Source organism: Cupriavidus sp. UYPR2.512 (assembly GCF_000379565.1).
Classification (GTDB): domain Bacteria; phylum Pseudomonadota; class Gammaproteobacteria; order Burkholderiales; family Burkholderiaceae; genus Cupriavidus.
Window position 1 is genome coordinate 1 of sequence record NZ_KB902907.1, and the last position, 6758, is coordinate 6758.

General features: G+C 57.1%; 7 protein-coding genes and 2 pseudogenes. 7 read left to right on the plus strand and 2 right to left on the minus strand.

The genetic code is table 11. The features are described from left to right. From A3A5_RS0109940 to A3A5_RS0109965, 7 genes and pseudogenes are all read left to right on the plus strand, one after another. The coding region (locus tag A3A5_RS0109940; protein WP_018310435.1) for an IS3 family transposase at positions 1 to 341 on the plus strand (341 nt) is incomplete at its 5' end. Between the two features lie 7 nt (positions 342 to 348). Then, a pseudogene (locus A3A5_RS0109945) lies at positions 349 to 669 on the plus strand (DDE-type integrase/transposase/recombinase); the annotation flags it as partial. A 475-nt stretch (positions 670 to 1144) separates the two neighbouring features. Further along, positions 1145 to 1321, plus strand: coding sequence for a hypothetical protein (locus tag A3A5_RS43155; RefSeq protein WP_018310437.1), 177 nt, complete (start codon positions 1145 to 1147; stop codon positions 1319 to 1321). Continuing rightward, a complete protein-coding gene (locus A3A5_RS41140; RefSeq protein ID WP_081623853.1) occupies positions 1322 to 1756 on the plus strand; it encodes a class I tRNA ligase family protein in 435 nt (144 codons plus the stop codon). It abuts the gene before it with no gap. A 53-nt stretch (positions 1757 to 1809) separates the two neighbouring features. After that, complete coding sequence (locus tag A3A5_RS38130) at positions 1810 to 2475, plus strand: glycoside hydrolase family 25 protein (RefSeq protein ID WP_255343467.1); 666 nt, start codon at positions 1810 to 1812, stop codon at positions 2473 to 2475. Positions 2476 to 2487: 12 nt separating this feature from the next. Then, positions 2488 to 2754, plus strand: a complete 267-nt coding sequence (locus A3A5_RS43160) for a hypothetical protein (RefSeq protein WP_157637180.1) — start codon at positions 2488 to 2490, stop codon at positions 2752 to 2754. A 36-nt stretch (positions 2755 to 2790) separates the two neighbouring features. Further along, the gene (locus tag A3A5_RS0109965) at positions 2791 to 3411 is read left to right on the plus strand and encodes a hypothetical protein (protein WP_018310440.1); all 621 of its coding nucleotides are present in this window, start codon (positions 2791 to 2793) and stop codon (positions 3409 to 3411) included. A 229-nt stretch (positions 3412 to 3640) separates the two neighbouring features. Here the strand turns inward: A3A5_RS0109965 and A3A5_RS41145 are convergent. Continuing rightward, positions 3641 to 3838 (minus strand): annotated as a pseudogene (locus A3A5_RS41145) (IS3 family transposase); the annotation flags it as partial. A gap of 105 nt (positions 3839 to 3943) precedes the next feature. Further along, the gene (gene katG, locus A3A5_RS0109975) at positions 3944 to 6121 is read right to left on the minus strand and encodes a catalase/peroxidase HPI (RefSeq protein ID WP_198293123.1); all 2178 of its coding nucleotides are present in this window, start codon (positions 6119 to 6121) and stop codon (positions 3944 to 3946) included. Positions 6122 to 6758 lie beyond the last annotated feature (637 nt).

Sequence of the window (6758 nt, forward strand, 5' to 3'; positions counted from 1 at the left end):
CTTTGCGCAGCGCCTACTGGCAACGCAAGCCGCCCCCGGGCCTGATCCTGCATTCGGATAGGGGCAGCCAATATGCCAGTCGAGCCCACCGAACGCTGGCCGCGTCATGGGGCATGATCGTCTCCATGAGTCGGCGTGCCAATGCCTGGGACAACGCGCCAATGGAAAGCTTCTTCAAGACTCTGAAGGTCGAGCGAATCCATCAAACACGCTACGAAACCAGGGCCCAAGCGCGCCTGGATATCGTCGACTGGATCGAAGGCTATTACAATCGGCAGCGCCTGCATTCGATCGACTTCCTTACGCCGGTCGACTACGAAGCCCTGCGCATGGCTGCATGAGTTGCTGTACGTGAAAGCGAGGCAGGGTCACGGGAAGGTCACCGTGGACAAGAGCGGCGCCAATCTGGCGGCGCTCGAGGCCATCAACGCAGAGCGGGGTGCACCGATCGAGATCCGGCAGAACAAATACCTGAACAACATCATCGAGCAGGACCATCGTGCGATCAAACGCCGCGTCAGACCGATGATGGGCTTCAGGGACTTTCGCTGTGCGCGCATCATTCTCTCTGGCATCGAAGTGATGCATATGATCTGCAAGGGGCGGAAGATGAAAGGCGATGGCCTTCAGCGAACGGCCGCCGAACAGTTCTATTCGCTAGTAATGTAAGCATTCCTTATCAAATTCGATCGGGTTCCTCTCTTTGCTCTTACTGCGACAGAAGCGCTAAACAGCCTGAAGACCTGTTCAAGGACGACAGGCAAGAGCGCCTCAACACGTTCCTTCACCGGTCGCTTCAGGAATGTCAGTTGGCGCTCAAATCTCTGACTAACGCCCACCGTTGTGAGATTGTTGAAGCCCTTTGGGTGGAAGGATGTTTCCAGAAAGTCGGATTGAGGCTCAGTTCTCAGCCCTTGGTCTGCCTGCTTTCGAGCACCGTTTATCTGGAAACCGCCATTGCCTACATCCGTCGGCGCGATTGGAAGAAATGCGTCACGCCAGACACTGTTGACCAGGCTCCTTTGGCAGAGTCTTACTCGCATGCAGCGCCAGCAACATTCTGGCCCTACGGAACCCTTGTGAACCTGCTCACCGGATTGCCACCGCGCTAACCCGCTGCCATTCATTGAGCTTACTGTCCGAGATGGCGACGCGCAAGCCATCGCAGTTCAGTGACTTCCGCAGCGGCTGCGCTCAAAGCGCCTTGCTGATCGATGCACATGTCGTGGCGTTGGCCCAACTATTGCACATGCTCTTCTTCCAGCAACAGGAGTGGATTGAAGTGAATAGTAAGCAGAAAAGCGCAAGGTTGGTTACCTGAATGGGAGACCTGATGCGGAGTTCAATTGGATTTGCAGGGTTAGGTGATATACGCACGCCGCTCCGTAAAATCGTTATTTCGCCTGTGAATTTGACCGCAAACGGACGCGCACATCTTGGTCGCGCGGGTGGTCCCTTTTTGAGAATGGATATCCTCGCACGCGCCTTGCGCCGCAGCGGACATGATGTTTGGTACGGACTCACTACGGACGGCTTCGAAAATCATGTCGTTGCAAGAGCGGCGCAGCTCGGAGAGAATCCCCCAACGATGGCAGCCCGATTTCATGTGCAGATCGGGACAGATTTGAAGGCCCTCGATATTCATCTCGACAGGTTTGATGATCCCGTTCATCGCACCAACGTGGCCCGCTTAGGATTGCCCTGCGCCAGCATGTCGCGCCAACTAAACTCATTTAGGCGCACCCGCGAGCACTAAAATGGAGAATAAAATGCCAAAGACATTCGCTGCACTCGAATGTCATCCTAGACATCCACCACGAGCAAACGTTCCACGCGCAGGAGGCCGCAGATGCAGACGTGGTGGCGGTTATTCATAAGGCAAGTGAAGGTGCCACCTTTAAGGACAGAGCCTACCTGGCTCGGCGCGAACAGGCTCTAAAGGCCGGCTTGCTATGGGGCGCCTACCATTTTTCTAGTTCCAAGCCTGCCCGGGACCAAGTGAAGAACTTTCTCGAAGCAGTTGATTGGAACAACAAGGACCTTGACCATTCCAAAACCGTCTTTTGCCTCGACTTTGAGCCTAGTACCAGCGGTCCGGACATGACGATCGATCAAGCCCACGAGTTCGTCACGAAGATGAAAGAAGTCACTGGACGTTGGCCCATGATCTATGGTGGAAATATGCTCCGCGACGCCGTGCCTCACCACGGAGCGGATCCGATTCTGAAGAACTGCCCGCTTTGGTACGCCCGCTACAGGGATACGCCCATCGGTATCCCGGTTGACACATGGCCACATTTCACACTCTGGCAATATACGGACGGCAAGGTGGGGCCAGCACCACACGCGTTCGACGGGATGGAGCGCTTGGACCGTAGCTGCTACGTTGCGAATGACGCTGCTGCGCTACGGAGCGCATGGCCCTTCGCCGACTACTTCAAGAGCGCTCCCGCTGGTACGGATCAGAATGCTTAGCGAGATCGGGCGTTGCTGCCCGGCGAAACGCTTAGCCGGGTGGCTCGTGACCTCCGTCTGCGGCGGCCATGCGGCTGCGCCATCAGCTCCTTTACCGGGTACCCGACACCTTCGGAAACCGGTGAAGACCTTGCGCTGGCCAACAAGGCGTACCTGACCGAGGAAGTTCGCACGAACGGAATCGTTAAGGATGACAAGAATCGTGGAGGACTGACCCGCCGTCAATACCGCGACACCGTGATCTATCCGCGCATGGCGGTCATTGACGCTCACTACTAGGAATTCGAGTCGAAGCTGGTCGGGACGTACACCGCGTTGGATGTCTCCGCGGATCTGACCACGCTTGTCTTGAACGGGCTAGGAGCAACAACTGGGACCGCGACGGCTAAAGCTGCCCTAGCCGCTGCTTCCGCCGGCGTCATTGGCGCGAAGGGGGTCATCAACACAGACGTCTTCTACCAGAAGACTTTGCCCGCCCTAGTCGCACAAATGCAGGCTGGGCGTCAGAACGTCAAAGTTCGAATCGAGGCAGGAGGGGCAAAGCCGGTAAGCGAATACTCGATCGATCAAGCGTTGAGCGACGTGTCCGCCTACTACGTTGCCGGCTCGGTACCATCCGCGATCTCCCAAATTACCCAGCAAGCTGCCGCGTCGCAAAATGATGCGATCCAGAAGGTGGAAAAGATCCGCCGGGAGAGCGCTGACCCTCAGCTCACCGCTACGGTTCGCCTCCTCAAGTGGCTCTATCCCGGTGGCAACGAACGCAAGAAGATCGATGCCACGAAGGAGGCTGCACTAAAGAAGTGGCAAAAGGATAATGCCGACAGCAGCCACCCTGAGATCGCCACCATGAAGACCGACGATTTCCTACATGAGTCAGGGGACGCCGTTGAACTCGCCCGAGAGAAGGCGGCGGACGCTTTGATTCCACAGTAGGCAACATACAAGGTAAGCAATGGGATGGACGCCCCCACCCGGTGACGGCATCGATGTGCCAGAGTGGAAGTGTCGCTAGCCACTCAAACCGGAAGGGGCATCCATCATGCAGATTACGACAGTTGGGATCGACCTGGCCAAGAATGTGTTTGTGCGACCTGCAAGTCGCGTGAGTGACCTTGCCCCTGTTCCACGAATCCCATAACCGAGGAAATTAGGCAGCCCGGTTTTACTGAGCTGCGAACCAGTTTTTCTCAAACGTCATGGGGCTGACGTAGCCCAGCGTCGAGTGGAGCCGGCTGGCATTATAAAAGCCAAGCCAGTCAATTACCTCGTCCATTGCGGCGCGGCGGGTAGCGAACTGGCGACCGTGCAGGCGAGCGATCTTCAGCGACCCTCACAGACTCTCAGTCGGCGCGTTGACCACAGCAATCCCATGCCTAGGGCCAGGGCAACTAGTCCGGATTTTTTCATATTGCTCTCCGTTATCCTGGCCGAGGGATGCTCCCTCGGCCAACTCGATGAGTGTCTCTTAGTTCCGCTTCAGGTCGAAGCGATCGAGGTTCATGACCTTCGTCCAGGCCTGGACAAAATCACGTACGAATTTCTCGTGCGCGTCGTCCGATGCGTAGACTTCAGCAACGGCCCTCAGCTCAGAGCTCGATCCGAATAGCAGATCGACAGGACTTGCCGTCCACCTAATGGCACCCGTTTTGCGATTGTGTCCCTCGTAAATGCTGTCTGCCTTGGACGACTTCGTCCATTGGGTGGACATATCGAGCAGATTGACGAAGAAGTCGTTGCTCAAAGTTCCCGGATGGTCGGTCAATACGCCGAGCTTGGAATGACCTGCATTGGCATTCAGCACCCGAAGTCCACCGACCAGGACCGTCATCTCTGGGACCGTGAGATCCAACTTGTTGGCGCGATCAACCAGCAGTTCCGCAGGCGGTCTTTCATTGCCTCGCGCATAGTAATTGCGGAACCCATCAGCGGTCGGCTCAAGCACCGCAAAGGAACTGACATCGGTCTGCTCCTGCGTGGCATCCGTTCGTCGTGGCGAAAAGGGAACCTTAACGTTGAACCCCGCCTTCTTTGCCGCATCTTCGATGGCGGCACTGCCACCAAGCACGACCAGGTCGGCCAGTGATACCTTCTTGCCGTCCGTTCTGTCCTTGTTGAATTTGGCCTGGATGTCTTCCAGAGACTTCAGCACTTTCGCCAGTTCCTCGGGGTCGTTGACCGCCCAATTGTTCTCCGGAGCGAGGCGGATGCGTGCGCCGTTCGCGCCACCGCGGTAGTCGGTGGCGCGAAACGAAGCAGCAGACGCCCAAGCGGTCTTGACCAGTTCCGACTTGGCCAGTCCCGATGCGAGGATCTTGCTCTTCAGGTCAGCGATATCCGCATCGCCAATCGTCTTGTAATTGGCCGCGGGGATCGGATCCTGCCAGACCAGATCGACCTTCGGTACTTCCTTGCCCAGATAGCGTGCCTTGGGCCCCATATCCCTGTGGGTCAGCTTGAACCACGCCTTGGCGAAGGCCAGCTTGAATTCCTCGGGATGCTCATGAAAGCGTTTGGCGATCTTGCTATAAGACGGGTCGACCTTCAACGCAATATCGGTCGTGAACATCATCACCGGATGAAGTTTCGACGGGTCGTGTGCATCCGGCACGATGTTCTCGGCATCCTTAGGCTTCCACTGATGGGCGCCCCCTGGGCTCTTGGTCAGAACCCACTCATGCCCGAAAAGATTGTCGAGATACTGCATGGTGAAATGAACGGGGTCAGCCGACCAGGCGCCCTCAAGACCGCTGGTGATCGTGTCGGCGCCCTTGCCAGTGCCACATTTGTTGACCCAGCCCAGGCCTTGCTGCTCGAGGCCTTCGCCGGCAGGCGCGGGGCCAACACATTTGTCAGGCGATGCGGCGCCATGCGCTTTGCCGAAAGTGTGACCGCCCGCGATGAGTGCAAGGGTTTCCTCGTCATTCATCGCCATGCGACCGAAGGCTTCGCGAATATCCTTCGCTGCCGCGACTGGATCTGGCTTGCCGTTCGGGCCTTCGGGGTTGACATAAATCAAGCCCATCTCAGTTGCGCCCAGTGGCTTCTCGAGCTTCCCGTTCTTGTCGCGGTTATCCGACAGGAACTTGGTACCGGCTCCCCAATAGACCAGATCGGATTGCCAGTCGTCCTCGCGACCACCACCGAAGCCGAAGGTCTGAAAACCCATGGAATCGAGGGCAACATTGCCCGTCAGAACCATCAGGTCACCCCAGGAAATCTTCTCACCGTACTTCTTTTTGATCGGCCACAACAGACGGCGAGCTTTGTCAAGGTTGGCGTTGTCCGGCCAGCTATTCAGCTGCTCGAATCGCTGCTGTCCACCGCTAGCGCCACCGCGGCCATCATACGTACGATACGTGCCCGCACCGTGCCAGGCCATCCGGACGAAGAACGGCCCATAGTTTCCATAGTCTGCAGGCCACCAGTCTTGCGACGTCGTCAGGACAGCCCTGATGTCCTTCTTCACGGCGTCAAGATCGAGGCTTTGGAATGCCTGGGCGTAGTTGAAATCCTTGCCATAAGGATTCGATTCGGCGTCATGCTGTCGTAGCGGCGAAAGATCGAGCCTCTCCGGCCACCAGAAGTCGTTCGAGCGTGGCATGCCATCGGCCCATGCCGGAATGGTGCCGGCTCCCATGGCCATGACCGCGACAGCCGCCAAGATGGATTTCGTGAAATTCTTTTGCATATGACCTTCCGCGATTTGGTTGTTGTAGGGGCGCGGTGGGCATTGTTATCTTGCATGCAATCCGCTGACCAATCGAGAGTTTTCATGCCTCCGATAGGCTGGGACTATGCCGACTCTGGACGAAGTGCCGACTCTGGACGAAGTGTGGCACGCTCCGACAGAATTTGCCACAGTGGACCTGAATTCGCGAGACGAAATGGGCCATATCGCCTTCATGCTTGCGGCATATCATGGCCGAGGCCGTGTGGAAACGTCTCTCGAATCGCACTAATGCGCGTCTCCTCCGGGGCGTGGCCTGTCTTATCGAATTTTCGGCCAATCTGGCAACTGGTTGCGAGTTTCGGTTGAAGCGATCTGGCGGCGGTCAACGGAATTGGCAAGCNGGCGAGACCAGCCGCGTCGAGATGGGCGACGAGGCAGTTTTGCGTTGTCACGGATGCATTTCCGCAGGGGGAGGACGAACGGGACCACGGCGCGCTGCGCCGTACTGAAGCATGGACCTTAACTGCCAGCTCAACTACCGCAATAGTGCCGTAGATTTATCATGGTGTAGGCCATGGTCTTGAATGCGTAGTGCAACTGACTGATGCGA